The organism is Fructobacillus durionis, from assembly GCF_900112405.1.
GTDB lineage: Bacteria > Bacillota > Bacilli > Lactobacillales > Lactobacillaceae > Fructobacillus > Fructobacillus durionis.
Genome location: NZ_FOLI01000003.1, coordinates 95,140 through 114,278 on the forward strand (window position 1 = coordinate 95,140; position 19,139 = coordinate 114,278).

The 19,139-nt window shown below is 44.1% G+C and carries 22 protein-coding genes; 20 read left to right on the forward strand and 2 right to left on the reverse strand.

Translation table 11 applies throughout. From position 1 onward, the window contains the following. Window positions 1-3 precede the first annotated feature (3 nt). The 11 genes from BMZ93_RS03855 (at window position 4) to BMZ93_RS03905 (ending at window position 10,202) form a co-directional block, all read left to right on the forward strand. Window positions 4-576, forward strand: coding sequence for a YceD family protein (locus BMZ93_RS03855; RefSeq protein ID WP_091502396.1), 573 nt, complete (start codon window positions 4-6; stop codon window positions 574-576). A 105-nt stretch (window positions 577-681) separates the two neighbouring features. Then, entirely contained in the window at window positions 682-1,371 is a 690-nt protein-coding gene (locus BMZ93_RS03860; protein ID WP_091502398.1) for a response regulator transcription factor, read from the forward strand. Window position 1,372: 1 nt separating this feature from the next. Beyond that, window positions 1,373-2,506 (forward strand): sensor histidine kinase, encoded by a 1,134-nt coding sequence (locus tag BMZ93_RS03865; protein ID WP_091502400.1) that lies wholly within the window; start codon window positions 1,373-1,375, stop codon window positions 2,504-2,506. A gap of 69 nt (window positions 2,507-2,575) precedes the next feature. Next, window positions 2,576-3,526, forward strand: coding sequence for a membrane protein insertase YidC (gene yidC, locus BMZ93_RS03870; protein ID WP_091502402.1), 951 nt, complete (start codon window positions 2,576-2,578; stop codon window positions 3,524-3,526). 27 nt (window positions 3,527-3,553) lie between these two features. Then, the gene (locus BMZ93_RS03875) at window positions 3,554-4,327 is read left to right on the forward strand and encodes a TrmH family RNA methyltransferase (RefSeq protein WP_091502403.1); all 774 of its coding nucleotides are present in this window, start codon (window positions 3,554-3,556) and stop codon (window positions 4,325-4,327) included. 50 nt (window positions 4,328-4,377) lie between these two features. Continuing rightward, the gene (gene secG / locus BMZ93_RS03880) at window positions 4,378-4,614 is read left to right on the forward strand and encodes a preprotein translocase subunit SecG (protein WP_091502405.1); all 237 of its coding nucleotides are present in this window, start codon (window positions 4,378-4,380) and stop codon (window positions 4,612-4,614) included. 71 nt (window positions 4,615-4,685) lie between these two features. Continuing rightward, window positions 4,686-7,130: a ribonuclease R gene (rnr, locus tag BMZ93_RS03885; RefSeq protein WP_091502407.1), complete on the forward strand. Its 2,445-nt coding sequence runs from the start codon at window positions 4,686-4,688 to the stop codon at window positions 7,128-7,130. Between the two features lie 23 nt (window positions 7,131-7,153). After that, window positions 7,154-7,618: an SsrA-binding protein SmpB gene (smpB, locus tag BMZ93_RS03890; RefSeq protein WP_091502409.1), complete on the forward strand. Its 465-nt coding sequence runs from the start codon at window positions 7,154-7,156 to the stop codon at window positions 7,616-7,618. A 224-nt stretch (window positions 7,619-7,842) separates the two neighbouring features. Next, the gene (gene rny / locus BMZ93_RS03895) at window positions 7,843-9,399 is read left to right on the forward strand and encodes a ribonuclease Y (RefSeq protein ID WP_091502411.1); all 1,557 of its coding nucleotides are present in this window, start codon (window positions 7,843-7,845) and stop codon (window positions 9,397-9,399) included. A gap of 117 nt (window positions 9,400-9,516) precedes the next feature. Then, entirely contained in the window at window positions 9,517-9,891 is a 375-nt protein-coding gene (locus BMZ93_RS03900; protein ID WP_091502412.1) for a DUF948 domain-containing protein, read from the forward strand. 11 nt (window positions 9,892-9,902) lie between these two features. Next, window positions 9,903-10,202, forward strand: a complete 300-nt coding sequence (locus tag BMZ93_RS03905; RefSeq protein ID WP_091502414.1) for a hypothetical protein — start codon at window positions 9,903-9,905, stop codon at window positions 10,200-10,202. Window positions 10,203-10,264: 62 nt separating this feature from the next. Here the strand turns inward: BMZ93_RS03905 and rnhC are convergent, their stop codons facing one another. Then, complete coding sequence (gene rnhC / locus BMZ93_RS03910) at window positions 10,265-11,230, reverse strand: ribonuclease HIII (protein ID WP_091502416.1); 966 nt, start codon at window positions 11,228-11,230, stop codon at window positions 10,265-10,267. A gap of 86 nt (window positions 11,231-11,316) precedes the next feature. On the opposite strand from rnhC, the gene BMZ93_RS03915 reads away from it, so the two are divergent. The 4 genes from BMZ93_RS03915 (at window position 11,317) to BMZ93_RS03930 (ending at window position 15,793) form a co-directional block, all read left to right on the forward strand. Then, window positions 11,317-11,838 (forward strand): CvpA family protein, encoded by a 522-nt coding sequence (locus tag BMZ93_RS03915; RefSeq protein ID WP_091502417.1) that lies wholly within the window; start codon window positions 11,317-11,319, stop codon window positions 11,836-11,838. A gap of 16 nt (window positions 11,839-11,854) precedes the next feature. Beyond that, window positions 11,855-14,251, forward strand: a complete 2,397-nt coding sequence (locus BMZ93_RS03920; protein ID WP_091502419.1) for an endonuclease MutS2 — start codon at window positions 11,855-11,857, stop codon at window positions 14,249-14,251. An 84-nt stretch (window positions 14,252-14,335) separates the two neighbouring features. Beyond that, window positions 14,336-14,686: a hypothetical protein gene (locus BMZ93_RS03925; protein ID WP_091502421.1), complete on the forward strand. Its 351-nt coding sequence runs from the start codon at window positions 14,336-14,338 to the stop codon at window positions 14,684-14,686. 12 nt (window positions 14,687-14,698) lie between these two features. Beyond that, entirely contained in the window at window positions 14,699-15,793 is a 1,095-nt protein-coding gene (locus BMZ93_RS03930) for a metaphase chromosome protein 1 (protein ID WP_091502423.1), read from the forward strand. A 63-nt stretch (window positions 15,794-15,856) separates the two neighbouring features. On the opposite strand, the gene BMZ93_RS03935 is transcribed toward BMZ93_RS03930, so the two are convergent. Continuing rightward, window positions 15,857-16,177, reverse strand: a complete 321-nt coding sequence (locus BMZ93_RS03935; RefSeq protein WP_091502425.1) for a hypothetical protein — start codon at window positions 16,175-16,177, stop codon at window positions 15,857-15,859. Between the two features lie 301 nt (window positions 16,178-16,478). On the opposite strand from BMZ93_RS03935, the gene gmk reads away from it, so the two are divergent. Genes gmk through BMZ93_RS03960 form a run of 5 tightly spaced genes read left to right on the forward strand, consistent with a single transcriptional unit; the run spans window position 16,479 to window position 18,718 of the window. Continuing rightward, entirely contained in the window at window positions 16,479-17,081 is a 603-nt protein-coding gene (gene gmk / locus BMZ93_RS03940; protein ID WP_091502427.1) for a guanylate kinase, read from the forward strand. A 12-nt stretch (window positions 17,082-17,093) separates the two neighbouring features. After that, entirely contained in the window at window positions 17,094-17,309 is a 216-nt protein-coding gene (rpoZ, locus tag BMZ93_RS03945; RefSeq protein ID WP_091502429.1) for a DNA-directed RNA polymerase subunit omega, read from the forward strand. Between the two features lies 1 nt (window position 17,310). Further along, window positions 17,311-17,886 carry a peptidylprolyl isomerase gene (locus BMZ93_RS03950; protein ID WP_091502431.1) on the forward strand — a complete coding sequence of 192 codons (576 nt, stop codon included), beginning with the start codon at window positions 17,311-17,313 and terminating at the stop codon, window positions 17,884-17,886. 50 nt (window positions 17,887-17,936) lie between these two features. Further along, window positions 17,937-18,350, forward strand: coding sequence for a CvfD/Ygs/GSP13 family RNA-binding post-transcriptional regulator (locus BMZ93_RS03955; RefSeq protein WP_091502434.1), 414 nt, complete (start codon window positions 17,937-17,939; stop codon window positions 18,348-18,350). Next, a complete protein-coding gene (locus BMZ93_RS03960) occupies window positions 18,347-18,718 on the forward strand; it encodes a hypothetical protein (RefSeq protein ID WP_091502436.1) in 372 nt (123 codons plus the stop codon). The genes BMZ93_RS03955 and BMZ93_RS03960 overlap by 4 nt, the downstream gene beginning before the upstream one ends. Window positions 18,719-19,139 lie beyond the last annotated feature (421 nt).

Sequence of the window (19,139 nt, forward strand, 5' to 3'; positions counted from 1 at the left end):
TTCATGAAGTTTCCTAAGCAACAGTTACAAAAGTACCGTAACGAAGCGTTGAAGTTTGAAGAAACGCTCGATTTAAACGAATTAATCAAAGAACGTTTTTCTGATTTGATTATTTCGGCTAAGCCAATTAAGGTAACGGGAACCGTTCAGATGGATGATCAGGATGATTATTTGTTAATTGCTTCCTTCCACGCGGATTTGGTTTTGCCATCTTCCCGTTCATTGGAACCAGTTCCTTGGTCAACGGATATGGCCATTCAAGAAACCTACGTTGAAGACCCTAAGCGGGTTGAAAAATTTGATGAAGATGAACCAGTTTTCCCATTGGTTAACAATGCCGTTGATTTAGATGCTGCGGTCTTAGATAACATAGTGGCAGCCCTTCCTTCACAGGTACTAACGGAAGAAGAAGCCGCTGGTGCGCCTTTGCCTGAAGGTAAAGACTGGCAGGTGATTTCTGAAGCCGAGTTCATGCAGGAACACCCTGAAGAAGCAGCGGAGGGGGATGAAGCCGCTGAAAAGGATGCTAAATTAGACCCTCGCCTTGCAAAATTAGATGAATTTTTTAAAAAATGAGATTATTGCTTAACCTATGGTAGAATAGGATTAAAATAAATTTCATTTATATATGGTGACTAACTGTATATCCGCAGTTAGCATAAAAAGCCAACGGAGAAGATTATGAGTCGTATTTTAATTGTAGAAGATGAAGAAAATTTGGCAAAGTTCGTCAAATTAGAGTTGGAACACGAAGGTTACCAAGTTGACACGGTTTTAAACGGCCGTGAAGGACTTGATAAGGCTTTGTCTGAAGACTTTGATTTGATTCTTTTAGACTTGATGTTGCCTGAATTGAACGGGTTCGAAGTGGCCCGTCGCTTACGTGAAGTGAAGAAGACGCCAATCATTATGATGACCGCACGTGATTCAGTCATTGACCGTGTTTCTGGTTTGGATTACGGGGCTGATGACTACGTCGTAAAGCCATTTGCCATTGAAGAACTTTTGGCACGTGTCCGTTCATTGATGCGTCGTATTGACATTGAGAAGGAACCAGCTTCCTCAGCCTTGAATGTGATCTCATTTAAGAACTTGAAGTTGGAAAAGGAGAACCGCACGGTTCGTCGTGATGATGAAATCATCTCGCTAACCAAGCGTGAATACGACCTTTTGTTGATTCTTCTTGAAAACATTGACGTTGTTCAACCTCGTGAAAAGCTATTGAAGAAGGTTTGGGGTCAGGAAACAAAGATTGAGACAAACGTTGTTGATGTCTACATCCGTTACCTACGTAACAAGTTAGATGATCCTGAATCAAAGACATCTTACATTCAAACAGTCCGTGGTACGGGCTATGTTATGCGGAGCTGAGATGGTAAAAAAGAACGATAACAATCAAAAAAACTCACCGTTTAAGACTACTCAGGCCATCTTGACCTTCGGACTGACGGTGGGTTTTTTGCTCATTGCCTGTGGAATCTTTCTGGGCTTGATGGTGGTGCAGGGGCCTGAATTAACCGAGACGGTCTTTGCTGCAGTTGGCCACTGGTGGTGGTCATTTCTAATTTTTTCACTCTGTGGTATTGTGCTTCTGGCATTCTTACTGGCCCAAGCCTTTGTTTGGCCAATGAAAAAGCTTGCTAAAGTCATGCGGACTTTTGAAGAAGACCCACTAACTAAGGAACGGGTGAAACCGGTTGGTTATAACCAAGAGCTAAACGATTTGGGCACCGTCCTAAACGATACGATGGGTCAGGTGCAGAATTTGATTCAGTCCCAACAGGACTTTGTTTCGGATGTCTCCCATGAGTTACGGACACCCGTTGCCATCGTGAAGGGACACTTGAACCTGCTTGAACGTTGGGGGAAAGATGATCCCGAAGTGTTGGATGACTCGCTTTCTTCTTCCCTTGCTGAAATTAAGCGAATGGAAGTTTTGGTCAATGAAATGCTTCAGTTAACCCGTGCTGAAAAGTTAACGGTTAATTCGGAACAGGACCATACGGCGGTTTGGCCCGTGGTGGACCGTGTCTACCACGACTTTCAAATCTTACACCCAGACTTTACCTGGTCATTTGATAACAGTTTGAGTAAGGAATCCGAAGTAGCCATTCGTCCAGATCACTTGGAACAAATGTTAATTATCTTAATTGACAATGCCTTGAAGTACTCGACTGAACGTAAGGAAGTTCATTTGGCTTTGGCACAGGCTGGTGCCTGGATTGAAATTGGGGTACAGGACTTTGGTCAGGGAATTGCTGCCGAAGATTTGGACCGTGTCTTTGACCGTTTTTACCGTGTCGATAAGGCCCGTGTTCACCAACCGGGTGGAAACGGATTAGGATTATCCATCGTCAAGAAGATGGTTGCGGCCTATGGGGGACAAGTTCAGGTTGAATCTGCTCTTGGTTCCGGCTCTTCTTTCCGTTTGCGCTTCCCAATGGTCAAAAAGTTGACGTCTGTTGACTCTGAGCCTGCCGGTGAAGAGAAAAACGAAGAAGAATGAGAAAAATCTTGCTATAATAGTACAGATTGCAAAAAATTACTAAGAATTAAAGAGCTTTTAGGAGCAAAAATGAAACAGTTGAAACGCTATGCCACGGTTCTAGTGGTATTATTTGATATTTACCTCTTTACCGGTGGTTATGGTACCCACGGGCGAATCTATAAGTTGGTGGCAAAGCCAATTGCTAACCTCTTGTTGGACCTTTCAAACGCTATCGGTGGTGTAAATGCCATCGGATGGGCCATCATTATCTTGACGGTCATTTTCCGTTTGATTTTGTTACCAATCATGGTCAACCAGTCAAAGAACACGACCATCTCACAGTTGAAAATGCAGAAGTTGCGCCCTGAATTTGAAAAGGTGCAGGCGGCAACGAAGTCGGCAAAGACGCAGCAGGAACAACAGGCTGCCTCAATGGCATCAATGGCTTTGTACCGTGAAAACAACGTTTCCCTAACGGGTGGTGTTTCATGGTTTACGATGGCCTTGCAGATGCCAATCTTTTCAGGTTTGTACTTGGCCATCATGCACGCCAACGGTTTGAAGACGGCGACCTTCTTTGGATTTGAATTATCATCACCACAGATTCTCTTCTCAATCATTGTTTTGATTATCTATGTTGGCCAAGCATATTTGTCACAGCTCCATGTCCCTGAAACACAAAAGAAGCAGATGGGGATGTTAATGTGGATGATGCCAATTATGATTGCCGGCTTCACCTTTGTTTCTTCAGGAGCCTTGGGACTCTACTTCATGGTCGGTGGAATCTTTGTTTTGATTCAATCACTGATTAACCACCTTTACTATGATAAGCTTAAGGCGCAGGTGGATAAGGACTTTGTCATCAAGAAGACTGCCGATGATTTGTTGAAGCAGACGATGCCCACTGCTGGACCAGCGCAAACGGCGCAAAACACGAACCGTGTTCGTCCAGAAGACCTCCGTCCACGTGATGTAACGGAAGAAAGTAACGAGTCTACCGGTCGTAATGCTGGTAAGCAACATCGTTCAAACGACTAATTAGGTCGAATTAAAAAAGGAAGTATTATGGAACGCATTTTATCAAAGCAAAATAACAAGGTGAAAGCCTGGGCTAAGTTAGCCACAAAGAAGGGCCGCCTTGAGCAAAAGACTTATTTGCTTGACGGCTGGCACTTGGTTCAAGAAGCCATTAATGCCAAGGCAAAGTTCCACGCCATCATGGCGACTGAAGAACAAATGGAAGCCCACTTGGCCGATGTTCCTCACGGTGTCCCAGCCTTTGAAATTTCAAAGGAAGTGGCCGCACACATCGCCGGTTCAAAGACTCCACAGGGTATCTTTGCCGAAGTGACTTTGCCAGAAAAGACATTTGACCCAACCTATGTCCACGACGGTCTCTGGTTGTTCTTGGATGCTATTCAAGATCCAGGTAACGTTGGGACTTTGGTCCGTACGGCCGATGCTGCTGGTTTTAAGGGAGTTGTTCTTGGAACGGGTACAGCGGATTTGTACGCACCAAAAGTCGTTCGTGCCATGCAGGGTTCAAACTTCCACTTGGAAGTCTTGCAAGGTGACTTGAATGAATGGATTGACGCTTTTGAAGATAACGATTTGCCAGTTTATGGTTCTGAGTTGAACGAAGAAGCTAAGCCATACCAAGATATCCATGGTTTGTCAGCCGGGGCCTTGATTGTTGGAAACGAAGGACAGGGTCTTGATCCTGAATTAGCCAAGAAGACAACGGCTAACCTTTACATTCCTTTGCTTGGTTCAGCCGAATCATTGAATGTTGCCGTTGCCGGTGGTGTTTTGATGTTCCGCCTTTCTCTTGGAAACTAAGACGAAATTTGCTATACTAGGTAATATGAATTGCGAGTGGAGGCGTCTTTGTGACTAATTTTTTAACCATTCTCTTGTTAGTTGTTGGTTTCTTACTGATTGTGTCAGTAATGATGCAGCCTAGCAAACAACAGGATGCACTATCAGCTTTGTCTGGTGGCGCAACCGACTTATTTACAGAACGAAAGTCTCGCGGCTTCGAAGCTGTCATGCGTCGTGTTACGGCGGTACTTGGCACAATCTGGTTCATCATTGCATTAATCTTGATGTACTTAGCCGCTCATTAATTTATAAAGGTCAGTTTACTTTTTTGTAGACTGATTTTTTATTAGCATTTTTTAGAAAGATTCATAGATTTATGGAAACAAAACAATTAAAAGAACAACTACAGGGATTTTTAAAGGCCAATCCAAAGCAAGCTTTCTCAGTACAAAATTTGGCTGATGGGCTGCGCTTAGAAGGCGCTTCTGGTTACCGTCAAGTGCTTGGCGTCTTGGAAAATTTGGCCGATAACCAAATTATTAAAAAAGTCGACAAAGATAGCTACCAGTTCCAGGGACAAAAGGGTGACATTGTCGGTGAATTTAAGGCCAATGACAAGGGCTTTGGATTTGTCCGCTACGATGAAAACTTGCCTGACTACTTCGTTGGTCCAGATAACACCATGCAGGCCATGCAGGGCGATACGGTTCGCGTTTCGATGGTAAAGCCAGCACAATCTGCTGACCGCGGACCGGAAGGTAAGGTTGAAGAAATCTTAGAGCACGCTTATACGCGTTTGGTTGGTGTGTATACATCAGGCTCAACTTATCAGGGGATGCTTGGACAGATTCGCTTGTCTGATAAGAAGGCAGCGGCCTTTCAAGTGGTTGTTGATTCATCAACTGCTGAAGAAGACTTACATGACGGCCAGGTGGTTGTCGCTGAAGTGCAGTCCTATGCCGATGCGATTCACCCAAAGCAATTGGTTGCTACGGTAACCCAAGTGCTTGGTTATGAAAACGAACCAGGCATGGACATCATGCAAATCGTTGAAAACAAGAAGGTGCCAAACCACTTCCCAGCCGATGTGATGGCTGAAGCGGATGCCATTCCAAACGAAGTTTTGGCATCTGAATGGGAAGGGCGTCAGGATATCACTGACCAGCCTTTGGTTACCATTGATGGTGCTGACACTAAGGATATTGATGATGCCGTTGTTGTTTGGAAGTTAGATAATGGCAACTATCATTTAGGTGTGCACATCGCCGATGTGTCCCACTACGTAAAGCCTGGTTCAGCCATTGATACGGAAGCATACAACCGTGGAACTTCTGTCTATTTGACGGACCGAGTTATTCCAATGCTCCCACAGAAGCTTTCCAATGGGATTGCCTCTTTGAACCCTGGCGTGACCCGTTTGGCCATGTCTGTTGAGATGGAAATTAATCCACAGGGTGAAGTGGTTAAGCACCGTTTGGCACAGTCTGTCATCGAGTCACACGCCCGCATGACTTATGATAAAGTCAATGAAATCCTTGCAGGTGAGCCAGCCGCCCGTGAAGAATATTCTGGCCTAGCCGATATGTTTGACATGATGGGCGAATTGCATCAAATCTTGGCTAAGAAACGTGAAAAGCGCGGGGCCATTGAATTTGATACGCCAGAAGCATCCATTGTCGTGGATGAAAATGGAAAGGCCATCGACGTTGTGGTCCGTGAACGTGGCACTGCTGAACGAATGATTGAGTCCTTTATGTTGGCAGCCAACGAAACAGTGGCTGAGCACTTTGATACGAAGAAGGTACCTTTCCTTTACCGTATTCACGAAACGCCGGATGAAGAACGTGCCAAGTCCTTCTTTGAATTTGCGAGCGCTTTGGGTTACCCAGTCAAGGGTGATCCGGCCAATGTAACACCAATCATGTTGCAGACTTTGATGAAGAAGGTTAAGGATGACCCAGCCGAGCAGATGATTTCAACCATGATGCTTCGTGCCATGAAGCAGGCCAAGTATTCACCAGAACCACTGGGACACTTTGGCTTGGGCGCTAAGTATTATACGCACTTTACTTCACCAATTCGTCGTTACCCTGATTTGACGGTTCACCGTTTGATTCGTTGGTATACGGAACACGGCTATGGTGTCGAAGCACAGGAAAAGTACGCTTCTTCCCTTGGCCAAATTGGTGTTGATACTTCAACCCGTGAACGTCGTGCCATTGATACGGAGCGCCTTGTTGACGCCATGAAGAAGGCCGAATACATGGAAGACAAGGTTGGCAACGAATACGAAGGTGTTGTGAACGCCGCCTTGAAGTTTGGTCTCTTCATTTCCTTGGATAACACAGTTGAAGGTTTGGTTCACATTTCAAACTTGACTGATGATCATTACGATTACGATGAAAAGCACGCCGCCTTAATTGGTCGCTCAAAGCACCACATCTTCCAGATCGGTCAGAAGGTAAAGATTAAGGTCATCCGTGCTTCTAAGAAGGATTCAACGGTGGACTTCATGTTGGTTAACCCTGAAGAGGCACCAACAACCGATATTAAAGTGCCACAACCAAACCGTGGTAAGTTTGGACGCGATAATAAGCGTGGCCGTGACAACAAGGGCAATGGTAACCGACGCGGTGGAAACGGCCATGGCGGCCGTTCTAACCATGGTAATGGGAAGCCAGGGCAAAGCCGTGATGGACAAAAACGTGGAAATGGTCAATCAAATGGCCGTTTGAATAACCAGGGACGTCCGCAGCAAAAGTCTAACCCGAATAAGTCAGGTGCGAATCACAAGCATCCTTTTTCCGTAAAGCAAAAGTAAGTTAGTTTTAAAGGAGTTGACCAATGGCAAAGAAAAAAGTGCAGCATAACGACGCCTTGGCGACAAATCGGAAAGCGCGGTTTAACTACGCGATTGAAGAGACTTTTGAAGCGGGGATGGTTTTAACTGGAACCGAGATTAAGTCTGTTCGTGCTGGCCAAATTACGATTGGTGATGGCTTTGTCACCATCCATGATGGTCAGGCCTACTTAACGAACGTGCATATTGCCAACTACGAGCAGGGGAATCAGTTCAACGTTGACCCACTTCGTTCTCGAATCCTGCTTTTGCATAAAAAGCAGATTCAGCACCTTTCTGCATTGGTAAAAGAATCTGGTGTAACGGTGGTACCACTTAAGGTCTACATGAAGAAGGGCTTTGCTAAAGTCTTGATTGGTGTGGGTCGTGGAAAGAAACAATACGATAAGCGTCAGTCAATCAAAAAACGTGATGTTGAGCGTGATTTAAACCGACAATTTAAGCGATAAAAAGAGCCCAGTTAATGGGCTCTTTTTTTCTAAAGTAGGGAGAACTGGATTGACTTTGTTAAAAAGTTTTTAATTGGGATGATTAGATTGAAAAGACCGTTATAGCAGCTTTTATGTGGTGTCCAATCGAACATTTTTAATTCTAGTCTAATTGACCCAAGGTGAAAATTTGTCTATACTAGACATGTGAATTGAAAACAATTCACACTGAAAGGAAAAAGAATATGCTGACGATTATTATCTCAGCACTCTTTGCTCTTTTAATCGGCTTAGCTGGTGGTTATTTAACGAAGAAGATTGTCGATCAAGTTCGTTTAAATAACGCTAAGCAGATTGCAACAAACATTTTAAAACAAGCAAATGACGAAGCCAAAAGTATTAAGAAATCTGCCGAAGTTGATGCAAAGGGCTATGCCCAAGAGTATCGCCGCCAGGTAGAAGATTCTTTGTCTAACCGACAAAAGCGAGTGGAAGACCAAGAAGCTCGTGTTCAGGATCGAATTGATACTTTGGATAAAAAAGATGCAACGTTGAACGAACGTGATGCTTCCTTGATTAAAAAGGAAGGGAAGCTTCAGGCCCGTTTGGATGCTGCTACTAAGAAGGACCAAGAGGCTGACAGAAAGTTAGCTGAACAGGAAGCAAAGCTGGAAGAAATTGGCCAGTTGAATAAAGACCAAGCTCAGGAAATTATTCTTAACGATTCAAAGGCGCAACTCGAAAAAGAGCGTGCTAACTTGATTCAAGAATATGAACAAGATGCTAAGAATGAGGGTGAAAAGCGCGCCCGTAACATGATTGTGGAAGCAATCCAACGTTCAGCAGCTGATTCTGTTTCTGACGTGACTGTTTCAGTTGTAAACCTTCCTAGCGAAGACATGAAGGGCCGTATCATCGGTCGTGAAGGTCGAAATATCCGGACAATTGAATCCTTGACTGGGATTGATTTGATTATCGACGATACCCCAGAATCTGTCGTTCTTTCTGGTTTTGATCCACTTCGTCGACAGATTGCCAAGAACGCTCTGGAAGCCTTAATCTCTGATGGACGTATTAATCCAGCTAAGATTGAGGAAGCCGTTGAAAAAGCCCGTCGTCAGATGGACGAAAACATTCGCCAAAAGGGTGAATCCGCTGTCTTTGAATTAGGAATTCGTGGACTACACCCAGACCTTATTAAGTTAATTGGTCGAATGAATTACCGTACGTCTTATGGTCAAAACGTACTGCAACACTCAATTGAAGTTGCTAAGCTAACCGGCCTAATGGCTTCAGAATTTAAAATGGATGTCGCACAAGCAAAGCGTGCCGGCCTCTTACACGATATTGGAAAAGCAGTCGATGCCGAAGTTGAAGGTTCTCACGTTGAACTCGGTGTTCGATTGGCTGAAAAGTATCATGAAAAGCCAAATGTTATTAACGCTATCGCTGCCCACCACGGCGATATCGAACCTACCTCACCATTGGCTGAACTAGTGACGGCAGCGGATGCCATTTCCGCTGCTCGTCCTGGTGCCCGTTCAGAATCGCTTGAAAACTATGTTCAACGATTAACTGATCTGGAACACATCGCCAGTGATTATAACGGTGTTAAATCTGCCTATGCCATCCAGGCTGGACGTGAAGTTCGCGTGATTGTGGAACCTGATCAGGTTTCAGACATTCAAGCAACTGTTCTGGCCCACGATATTAAGGCTGAAGTAGAAGACCGACTCGAATATCCGGGACACGTGAAGGTGACCGTTGTTCGTGAAACACGAGCTGTTGATTACGCTCGTTAAAAAAGTCCCCGTCGGGGGCTTTTTTCTTTGACTTTGATTATCACTGTTAAAGATATTTTAATTTGTTACAATAGAAATGATTAATAATTAGTAATTTAAGTACAGATAGGAGAGATTATGACAGTTGGACAAATTTCACTACTAATCTTTGCTTTGGCCTTTTTGCTTTTGGTCGTAGCAGTTACGATTTTCTTACTTCGTTTGACTCGTACCGTTTCCATCCTGACAACGGATTTGGATACGATTGCCCGTTCATCAAACGAATTGGTTGCCAACACCAACCTGTTGGTTGATGACATCAATGATAAGATGGCAACTTTGAACGTTACCGTTCAAGCAGCTGCTGATCTTTCTGAAACGATTTCTGATTTGAATCGCTCAGTACGTAATACTTCATCGTCAGTCTCAGGATTTGGAACTGCAACAAAGACTGGAATGACATTAGTACTATCAAAGCTATTTGGAAAGAAGTCTTCTAAGAAGGCTAAGTAAGGAGTATAGACATGAAAGCAACAACAAAGTTTCTTGCTGGATTCTTGTTTGCAATGGGTGCTTCAGCAGCCTACAAGGTCGCTAAGTCCGAACAAAAGCAAGAAGAATTAAAGAATAAGTTGAACCAGGTGCAAGGCCAGGTTCAAGACATGGTCGAAAAGGCCACAGAAGCTGTTTCACCATACGTTGAAAAGGCGAAGGTTTCCTATCAAGAATCACGTGATGCTTTGACTGATTCCGTTTCAGCTCAAGATGAAGCAGCACAACCTGATATTGAGATTGAAGAAAAAGATCTTAACTTGCAAAAGTAAAATAAAAAAGCATTGAACAGTTATCTAACTGTTCAATGCTTTTTTATTTAGTCAGTTTTCGGTTAACGAAGTGCTTCTGCCTTTTTTGTATTGGCAAAGTGTAGTTTAGCAAAGTGGCTTAAATCTTTTCCTTGGTTCATTAGTTGAGCAGCTTTGCGGTCGGCTTCCTTACCTGCGCCAATTGGAAGGGTCATACCCGCTTCCTGACTGAGCTCTTTCATAGTGCGCAACTCGACGTAGCGGGCCAAAACGGATGCTGCAGCAACGGCAACGTGCTCGGATTCCCCCTTGGTAATGAAGTAGGTGGGAACGGTTGGCTTGACCTGACGGTTCTTATCTAAATAGCGGTAGTAGGATGAACCCTGGACAAATTGGTCAACGAGAATGGCATCTGGTTTCTCGTTGGGACTAAGTTTGGCTAGCACCTGATTATGGGTGAAGTTATGGGAGAGGGCCTTCATTGCCACCACGTTTTGACCACTCTGTTGCTTTTGGTTATAAAAGTCGGGCGTGAGGTTCACGATGTGGTAGGGCAGGTTTTCGATGATGTAGGGAGCGAGCTCCTTGATTTTATCATCGGTTAACGTTTTTGAATCGGCGAAACCAAGCTTCCGTAGTTCGTTCACCTTATCGCGTGGGACGTAAACGGCGGCGGTTGTTAGAGAACCAAAGTAGGCACCGGCACCAACTTCGTCGGAACCAATCACTCCCCAGTCCGCAAAGCCAGCGGGTAATTTAGTGCGAGGCTTCTTACTATGTGATGCGGTTTTAGTTGAGGACAATGGTTTGCCTTCCTTTTTTGAAGAACTTGCGGTTTTCTTACTTTCGTATTGTTTGAATTTAACAGCTTCCCTTTCGGATTCTTGCCCTTGAAAGAGGACTTTCCCGGACTTATAGGCGGTAATGGTCACACCGTTCTTCTTTGCTTGAAAAAGACTGTATGGTGGCGCTTTTGGAACATGCAAATCCGCATAGGTGGATTGTGCTTGCTTTAGGCCTTCTTTTGTCAGTAAAATCACAGTTTGCATGCCTTAATTATAGCAGTTTTAATGGTATAATTGACCTTATTCAAGGCAGGCTATTTAGTCTGCCTACTTTTGAGGAGGACAAGCCCATGGTACTCATGTGGATTGCTATTTTATTCTTAATTGTGATGACGCATTCGGGTTATCGGACAGGTTTTGTCATGTCTTTAACCCGTGTTGTCCTTTGGGGATTGATTCTCTATGTGGCAACGGTTTTGTCAAAGCCATTGTCAACGGTCTTTTCTGGTTGGATTTCTGGTCAATTCGCCCGGCCCTCCGTTCCAACAACCTGGGCTAATGATGGGTCAAGCTTCTTGGCCTCTGGCTTAGCCTTCGTCGTCATCATGATGGTAGGCTCCTTCATCGGGCATTTCTTATTACGTTCCATTCACTTTGTGCGTCGCCTACCTTTTCTCGGTAAAATCGATGGACTACTTGGCGCCTTACTAGAGCTGGCCTTTGGATTGGTTTTGACTTTTTTCTGCTTACAGATTTTGTCGGTGATTCCAAACGCTTGGTTACAGGGACAATTTACGGAAAACCACTACTTGAGTGATTACTTGGATCAGTTCCCAATCATCTCTAACCAAATTTATCAGTGGTGGCTATAAATGAAAACGAGGTAACATGAATCAAAAAGTATTACAAACACTCGAATATAACAAGGTAAAGGATGAACTTTTACCATTTATTCAAACGGCACAGGGGAAGAAGACGGTTGAGGCCTTGCAGCCATCGTCTGACTACGACCAGGTGGCTGAATGGTTGCAGGAAACTGCCGAAGCTGCCATGGTAGAACGCTTACACGGTGGTATGGCACTTCCTGATTTGACTGACATCAAAGAACAGGTTCGCCGATTGCAGATTCAAGCTTCTTTGAATGGTAGCGAAATTGTTGCTTTGGCCAAGGTCTTGAAGGCGACCGCTGCAATTGCTCACTTCTTTGAGCGAATTCAGGCCGATGACATGCAGGACTCGGTACCACGTTTGCAAGCCAAAGTGGAACAGCTGGTCTTACTACCAGAACTCACGAAAAAGGTTCAGGAAACTGTGGACGATAACGGCCGTGTTTTGGATTCCGCATCTTCTGCTTTAGCCTCCTTCCGCCGTCAAATGACTGGTAAGGAAGAAGCAATTAAGCAGCGTTTGGCTAATTACACCCGTGGAAAGTCCGCACGCTATTTGTCAGAAACAATCGTGACAAAGCGTGCCGACCGCTACGTTCTTCCCGTCAAAGTCGAATACCGCCATCAAATTCCCGGTATCGTTCATGACCAAAGTCAGTCTGGTCAAACTTATTATATTGAACCACAGGCCGTTGTAGAGTTGGCAAACGAACTGTCAGAGGTGCGCGTGTTGGCTTTGGCAGAAGAGGACCGTGTGTTAGCGGAACTCTCCGTCTTACTTTCGGAGCACTTGGAAGATTTGACGCAAAACGCCAACGTTTTGGGTCAGCTTGACTTTATCAATGCTAAGGCCCGCTTGGCCAAAGCACAAAACGCCATGGCCCCCGAGCTTTCAAGGGAAAAGGTTGTGGCCTTGAACCAGGCCTGGCATCCTTTGATTGGCGAGAAGAAGTCGGTTAAGAACGATATCTTACTCGGACAGGATTATGAAACACTGATTATCACAGGACCTAACACCGGTGGTAAGACCATTACCATTAAGACTTTGGGCTTGCTACAGTTACTAGCACAGTCCGGGCTCTTCATTACGGTTGATCGTCCTTCAACGGTGGCTGTCTTCGACGACATCTTCGCTGACATTGGGGATGAACAGTCGATTGAGCAGAACTTATCCACATTCTCCTCACACATGGAAAATATTAAGGGAATTTTGTCTCGAACAGATGAAAATTCCTTGGTCATTTTTGATGAATTGGGTGCGGGAACGGATCCTGCTGAAGGTGCCGCTTTGGCCATGGCCATCCTGGACCGAACCAAGGCACTGGGTGCACGAACAATCGCAACAACCCACTATCCAGAGTTGAAGCTTTACGGGAACGAACGGCCCGGTACGGAAAACGCCTCGATGGTATTCGACGTCCAGACCTTGCAGCCAACTTATCAGCTGTTAATTGGGGTTCCAGGACAGTCAAACGCGCTGGCGATTGCTGCCCGTCTCGGCTTTGACCAGGAGATTTTGGCGGATGCCAAAACGATGGTCAACCCCGAGGACCAACAGCTAAACGATATGATTAAGGACTTGGTGGACCAACGACAGAAAGCTAAGGAAGAGCGTGCACAGCTAGCGACTGAACGGAAGGACTTTGAGCAGGCAAAGAATGAGTTGGATGAGAAGACTTTGAAGCTTGAAAAGGACCAGGCCCGCGTCATGCTGGATGCTAAGAAGCAGGCCAACGAGCTTGTTTCAAAGACCAAGCACGAAGCTGAAAAGTTGATTAAAGAAATTCGTTCCGAACGTTTGGCAGGGGGCCAGCAGGCCAAGCTATCAGAACAGGACTTACAGAAGCAGAAGCAGGCAATTGCCGCCTTGCAACAGTCCGATAAGCTAGAGAAGAACAAGGTTCTTCAGAAGGCTAAGCGCGTCAAGGAGCTGAAGCCTGGGGATGATGTTGTTGTTTCTTCTTATAATCAACAGGGAACCCTGATCAAGAAGCATAAGAACGACCAGTGGGAAGTTCAAATGGGTATCTTGAAGATGCTGGTTGATGAAGATGACTTAAAGAAGACGGAAGCAACGGCCAAGGCTCAGCAGGAAAAGAAGCAAAAGAAACGTCAGAAGGTTAGCACAACGGCCGCGGCCGGTCACACTGGTCGCGTACAAGCGAAGCTTGATTTGCGAGGGGTTCGCTATGAAGCAGCCTTGCACGAGTTAGACCGTTACCTTGATTCTGTTGTTTTGGGTAACCTTTCTTCGGTGGAAATTATCCACGGGAAGGGTTCTGGTGCACTGCGTCAGGGCGTTACCCAGTTCTTGCGTTCGGACCGGCGCGTGAAGGAGTTCCATTTTGCATCAGCCAACGCTGGTGGGGATGGTGCGACAATCGTAACGCTGCGTTAATGACTTTATAAAACAAATGAACTATAGTTGTCTTTGAGAGTAGATGACTGATTAATTGAGGGTCTACGCCCCAAAAGGAGAAGGATGGCAGAGAAGAAATATCCAGCCGGACAGTACCTATCCGCATTGTTCGGATACGCCCGTGACTTTAACTACAACCACTTGGTCTTTGAAGTGAACCGCTTTAAGGTGTCAGTTTCACTGCAACGTCGTTCAAATACCTATGGTAACGCTGATTTATTCTATTCATCAGCAGATCCTAAAGCCTTTGCACCAGTGTTGTCAGCCATTAACCAGGCGATTGAAATCGCTGAGTTAGAAGGGGACCGTCAAGCAACGGTTAAGACCCCTGATTTAACTCGTGAGGAACAAATTTTCCAGTTTAAGCTCAAGGAATTTGGCCACGGCAAGTATTTGCTAGACTTAAGTATTTAAGGAGGAGTTGCCATGAAGCAGGGAAAATCAGCACAAATTAAAAAGTTTAAGAAGCAAAAAAGCTTGCAAAAGTTCCAGCAAAAGACGAAGTTATCCCCATTCGATTACAACGAATTTGCCGGATTTCTGCGTGCCCGCTTCTTCTTGACGAAGCAGCACAGCTACCAAAAGGCAACCTTTGAAGTGGCTTCGTTCTTCTTAGATGACTTAATTGCCACGATGGTTCAGCAGAACTTTTCAGACTTCACATCGGATAAGCATGTGATTGTGAAGATGAACGAGGTGATGCAGGCGGCTTTGGTACAATCATCAGACCGTGACTGGCGCTACTTCATCTTGCTCATGCCAGTTTTGTATGATATTCAAGCCTTCCTAGCTAAGGAAGCATCTGTTTCTGACCGCTTCTCAGTACAAACAACCTCATTTGATCCAAACTTCTGGCGGATGATTGTTCGTACGGTTTTGGCAGTCAACTACTTCCGCTTTCAAGGACAAGATGTTGCCAAAGTCATGTCAGAGGGCAATGCCATCGATGATCTGCAATTTAAGTTCTTAAGCCAGGATGACAAGGATGATAACTTCGACCTTGAAACGATTGCAGAAGTCTACAAGGGATTGAAGGTCACGGAACCTAAGCTAGACGGCAAGGATGCGGATCCTCAGCCAGAGAAACTATCTACTGAAGCCATTGACGAAGAAGTGGCATTTGGTAAGCGAATGGTTGAGACTTTCCAGAAGACGGCGATTAAGGACGTTGTTTCCGAACAGGAAGTGCAGATGTTGCTGGCCTTCCACAAGGGTTTGGCTGAAAAGTACAATGTGACACACCGTGAATGGACAAACGATTTGTTGACGACTTTTGCAAAGAAAGACTTAATGGATTACTGGCAGCCTGAATGGGATTCACTCGATGGCCTCGGAGGCGAAATTGCCCAGTACATTAAGTTCTTGGATAAGAAGAAGGCGGTTGATACGATTCGAATCGCTGCACTTGAATCTTGCGGACTGGATCACTACGTTGACATTAAGGCGGTCAATACCTTATTAGCAGCGATGCCAATGAAGGAAGTGGAAGCTCTTTTAACAGATTCAAAGCGTCCTGAGTAATTTATAAAATAAAAAGACCAGTTACTATTTAGTAACTGGTCTTTTTAAATGGGTTATTAACGATTAGCCAATATGACGGAGAAGTTCGGGTGAAAGATGGTGGCATTGATTGGTGTGGATATCTTCAATTAGTAGTGCCCCAGCTCGGTCTTGAAAAAGGACACCGTAAAAGTCTTGAATATCTTCTTGATCAAAACCATAGTTCATTTGAACAGCAGTTGGTGTACCCGCGTTAATCGCATCTTCTAGGCGGTTAATCAAAACCGTGGTTGATTGTTGTTCTTTTAAGGGAACAAGAGCGAAGTGTTCTTTCATTTTATTCCAGGCTTGTTTAATCTGGTTGAATCGATTGAATTGTGGTTGGGCTGAAAGCTTAGCTTGCATCAGGCGCCTCCTCTTTATCTCTGTGACTTAAGTATACGAACAACCGTTCGTAAAATCAAGTAAAAGCAATGATTAAATTTTGTGTAAGGCGAAATAAATCACTTAAAAAGTCTATAAATCAACGTTTTTTAAAAGAGAACAAATTTTCTTTTTGTTCGCCTTTTTATTCGTATAGCAAAAATGAATAGTAGAAAGTACTGTTTTGCTAAGGGGGGTTACCAACAGTTCTTTCATTGAATTTCAAGCTTTTTCCTGTTAAAATACTACTATTAGATACTAAATACGATAAAGAGGAAGCACAATGACTGAACGTGGCTTGTTAATTGTCTTATCAGGGCCTTCTGGTGTTGGTAAAGGAACAGTTCGAAAGGCAATTTTTGAAGACGATGCAGTAGATTTTCGTTATTCCATTTCTGCAACAACTCGTAAGCCCCGCCCTGGGGAAGAAAATGGTAAGGATTATTTCTTCGTTTCTCGTGAAGAGTTTGAAGATAAGATTCAAGCCGGAGACATGTTGGAATATGCCGAATACGTAGGAAACTACTACGGAACACCTCGTTCTTTCATTGAAGAAACACTTGCTTCAGGGCGAGATGTTTTCCTTGAAATTGATGTGCAAGGAGCTTTGCAAGTGAAGGCTAAGATGCCAGAAGGTGTTTACATTTTCTTGACTCCACCTGATATTAAGAACTTGCGCCAGCGTTTAATTGGTCGTGGTACTGATTCTGCTGAAGTAATCGAAAAGCGTGTTGCTGCAGCTCGAGATGAATTGAAGAAGATGATTAACTATAACTATGCCGTTGAAAACGATGTAGTTGCTCATGCAGTTGATCGAATTAAAGCAATTATTACAGCCGAACGCCTTCGTGTGTCACGTGTCTTGGAACAAATTGCGGAACAGTAAAAGGAGAACACAATGTTACTTTATCCATCAGTTGATAAGTTGCTCGAAAAGGTTGACTCACGTTACAAGTTGATTGCCTTGGCATCAAAGCGTGCCCGTGAATTGGATGCTGGTATGCCAGCTACTCAAGTAAAGTTCAACTCTGTTAAGTCAGTTGGCCAAGCACTTGAAGAAATCGAAGAAGGCGACGTGGTTATTAACCCTGTTGTCCAAGATTCAGAGGATTAAAATGACAGACTTTCCACAGCTCAACGTAGGGCCCAATGATGTGCAAGCAACTTTGAAGACTAATTACGGGGACATTGCTTTGGCTTTGTTTCCTGAACAGGCTCCTAAAGCTGTTGAAAACTTCCTAACGCATGCTAAAGATGGCTATTACGATAATGTTCTCTTCCACCGTGTAATCAACGACTTCATGATTCAAACCGGTGACCCAGAAGGAACTGGTCGTGGTGGTGAGAGTATTTGGGGGAAGCCATTTAAGGATGAATTCTCAAAGGAACTCTTTAACATCCGGGGTGCCTTATCAATGGCCAACGCTGGACCAGGAACGAATGGTTCACAGTTCTTTATCGTTCAAAACAAGCATTTTCCAAAGCAAATGAAACCATATCTTGGTCGCTATGCAGAAGAAATTGCGACAGTCTACCAAGAGCAGGGTGGTACACCTTGGCTTGATGGTAAGCACACGGTATTTGGGCAAGTTGTTGATGGCATGGATGTTGTTGACAAAATTGCTTCTGCAAAAGCAGACCGTGCTGATCGTCCTTTAGAGGACATTGTGATTGAAAAAGTAGTCCTCTAACCGTTTGGTGAGGACTTTTTTACTATAAAAAACAGGGAAGGGTTAACCTGATGAACTATAAAATTGGACAAAAGGTTACGGGTACCGTAACTGGAATTCAACCTTATGGCGCCTTTGTTAAATTAGATGAGGATACGCAGGGATTAATTCATATCTCCGAATTGAAATCTGGTGTCGTTAAGAATCTATCGGATGAATTGTCTGTTGGTCAAAAAGTTTCGGCGATTGTATTAGATATTGATCAATATAGTCAAAAGATTTCGCTTTCTGTTCGTCAAGTACCTTTGATGAGCTTGGCTTATACACCAATTATAAAAAACAATAATGTAAAACGTCGTTTTTGGACAAACTACCACTTGGATTTTGGGTTCGAACCAATTGCCTTAGCGATGCCTGGCTGGATGGCCGAAGCTTCGAAGCGTTTGCACCTGGATGATCAACAAAAGGGAGAGAAGACGAAATGACAACAGTAGCGGCAACAGTAATTGCTTATCAAGATGATCTCCCATACTTTTTAGTAGAAGAAAAAGATGGTCATGATGATTTCTTAGTTGTTAAAGTTCATCAGCACCACGAAGAGACTTCCTTAGGTATGATTCTGAAGTCTTTTGCTGATTTGGGTGTGAAGGATTTCGATTCCTGGCGTTTGGGGGAGTTAGCAACAATCGAATTAGACGGAAATGAACAAGCACCGCTGTATTCATTTCATGTTGTTGATTTCGATGACGTTCAGAAAAAGCTTCCTGGTGGGTTAGTTTTTAAGTCTGGTGATGATATTCGTGACTTGTTGACTACAATTCAACCCTCGACCTTTACGTCCTTCGACGAATAAGGGTATTAATTAATAGCCTTAATATAGAAAAAGTCCTTGAATAAACAAACGTTTATTCAAGGACTTTTTATTCTCATTCGTCTTTAGAATATCCATCGATTTTCTTGAAAAAAAGCATTGACCGAACGGGGCAATGTCGGTATACTAATTATTGTTCCTTGCGAGGGACAAGCGGTTATCAAGTTTTGCTTGATAATCACCAGCAAAACTCATCAAAATAGTTGTTGCACAAGTTGCTAACATCTGTTACAATAAATGAGTTGCCCAATCGGGTTAGCACATTGAAAACTGAACAAAACTTTGAACAAACAAATCTGTAACGAGATTTAGCTTTGACAGCTAAATCTAACAAATTTGCGAAGTCAATTCGTAACAAACAATAAACGGATAGGCGTTATCGGATAGATAACAAATAGTCAGT

What these genes read in the sequence shown, in the direction of transcription:
- BMZ93_RS03855 (WP_091502396.1), top strand. Translation starts at nt 4, where the DNA reads ATGAAGTTTCCTAAGCAACAGTTACAAAAGTACCGTAACGAAGCGTTG.
- BMZ93_RS03860 (WP_091502398.1), top strand. Translation starts at nt 682, where the DNA reads ATGAGTCGTATTTTAATTGTAGAAGATGAAGAAAATTTGGCAAAGTTC.
- BMZ93_RS03865 (WP_091502400.1), top strand. Translation starts at nt 1,373, where the DNA reads ATGGTAAAAAAGAACGATAACAATCAAAAAAACTCACCGTTTAAGACT.
- yidC (WP_091502402.1), top strand. Translation starts at nt 2,576, where the DNA reads ATGAAACAGTTGAAACGCTATGCCACGGTTCTAGTGGTATTATTTGAT.
- BMZ93_RS03875 (WP_091502403.1), top strand. Translation starts at nt 3,554, where the DNA reads ATGGAACGCATTTTATCAAAGCAAAATAACAAGGTGAAAGCCTGGGCT.
- rnr (WP_091502407.1), top strand. Translation starts at nt 4,686, where the DNA reads ATGGAAACAAAACAATTAAAAGAACAACTACAGGGATTTTTAAAGGCC.
- smpB (WP_091502409.1), top strand. Translation starts at nt 7,154, where the DNA reads ATGGCAAAGAAAAAAGTGCAGCATAACGACGCCTTGGCGACAAATCGG.
- rny (WP_091502411.1), top strand. Translation starts at nt 7,843, where the DNA reads ATGCTGACGATTATTATCTCAGCACTCTTTGCTCTTTTAATCGGCTTA.
- BMZ93_RS03900 (WP_091502412.1), top strand. Translation starts at nt 9,517, where the DNA reads ATGACAGTTGGACAAATTTCACTACTAATCTTTGCTTTGGCCTTTTTG.
- BMZ93_RS03905 (WP_091502414.1), top strand. Translation starts at nt 9,903, where the DNA reads ATGAAAGCAACAACAAAGTTTCTTGCTGGATTCTTGTTTGCAATGGGT.
- rnhC (WP_091502416.1), bottom strand. Translation starts at nt 11,230, where the DNA reads ATGCAAACTGTGATTTTACTGACAAAAGAAGGCCTAAAGCAAGCACAA.
- BMZ93_RS03915 (WP_091502417.1), top strand. Translation starts at nt 11,317, where the DNA reads ATGGTACTCATGTGGATTGCTATTTTATTCTTAATTGTGATGACGCAT.
- BMZ93_RS03920 (WP_091502419.1), top strand. Translation starts at nt 11,855, where the DNA reads ATGAATCAAAAAGTATTACAAACACTCGAATATAACAAGGTAAAGGAT.
- BMZ93_RS03925 (WP_091502421.1), top strand. Translation starts at nt 14,336, where the DNA reads ATGGCAGAGAAGAAATATCCAGCCGGACAGTACCTATCCGCATTGTTC.
- BMZ93_RS03930 (WP_091502423.1), top strand. Translation starts at nt 14,699, where the DNA reads ATGAAGCAGGGAAAATCAGCACAAATTAAAAAGTTTAAGAAGCAAAAA.
- BMZ93_RS03935 (WP_091502425.1), bottom strand. Translation starts at nt 16,177, where the DNA reads ATGCAAGCTAAGCTTTCAGCCCAACCACAATTCAATCGATTCAACCAG.
- gmk (WP_091502427.1), top strand. Translation starts at nt 16,479, where the DNA reads ATGACTGAACGTGGCTTGTTAATTGTCTTATCAGGGCCTTCTGGTGTT.
- rpoZ (WP_091502429.1), top strand. Translation starts at nt 17,094, where the DNA reads ATGTTACTTTATCCATCAGTTGATAAGTTGCTCGAAAAGGTTGACTCA.
- BMZ93_RS03950 (WP_091502431.1), top strand. Translation starts at nt 17,311, where the DNA reads ATGACAGACTTTCCACAGCTCAACGTAGGGCCCAATGATGTGCAAGCA.
- BMZ93_RS03955 (WP_091502434.1), top strand. Translation starts at nt 17,937, where the DNA reads ATGAACTATAAAATTGGACAAAAGGTTACGGGTACCGTAACTGGAATT.
- BMZ93_RS03960 (WP_091502436.1), top strand. Translation starts at nt 18,347, where the DNA reads ATGACAACAGTAGCGGCAACAGTAATTGCTTATCAAGATGATCTCCCA.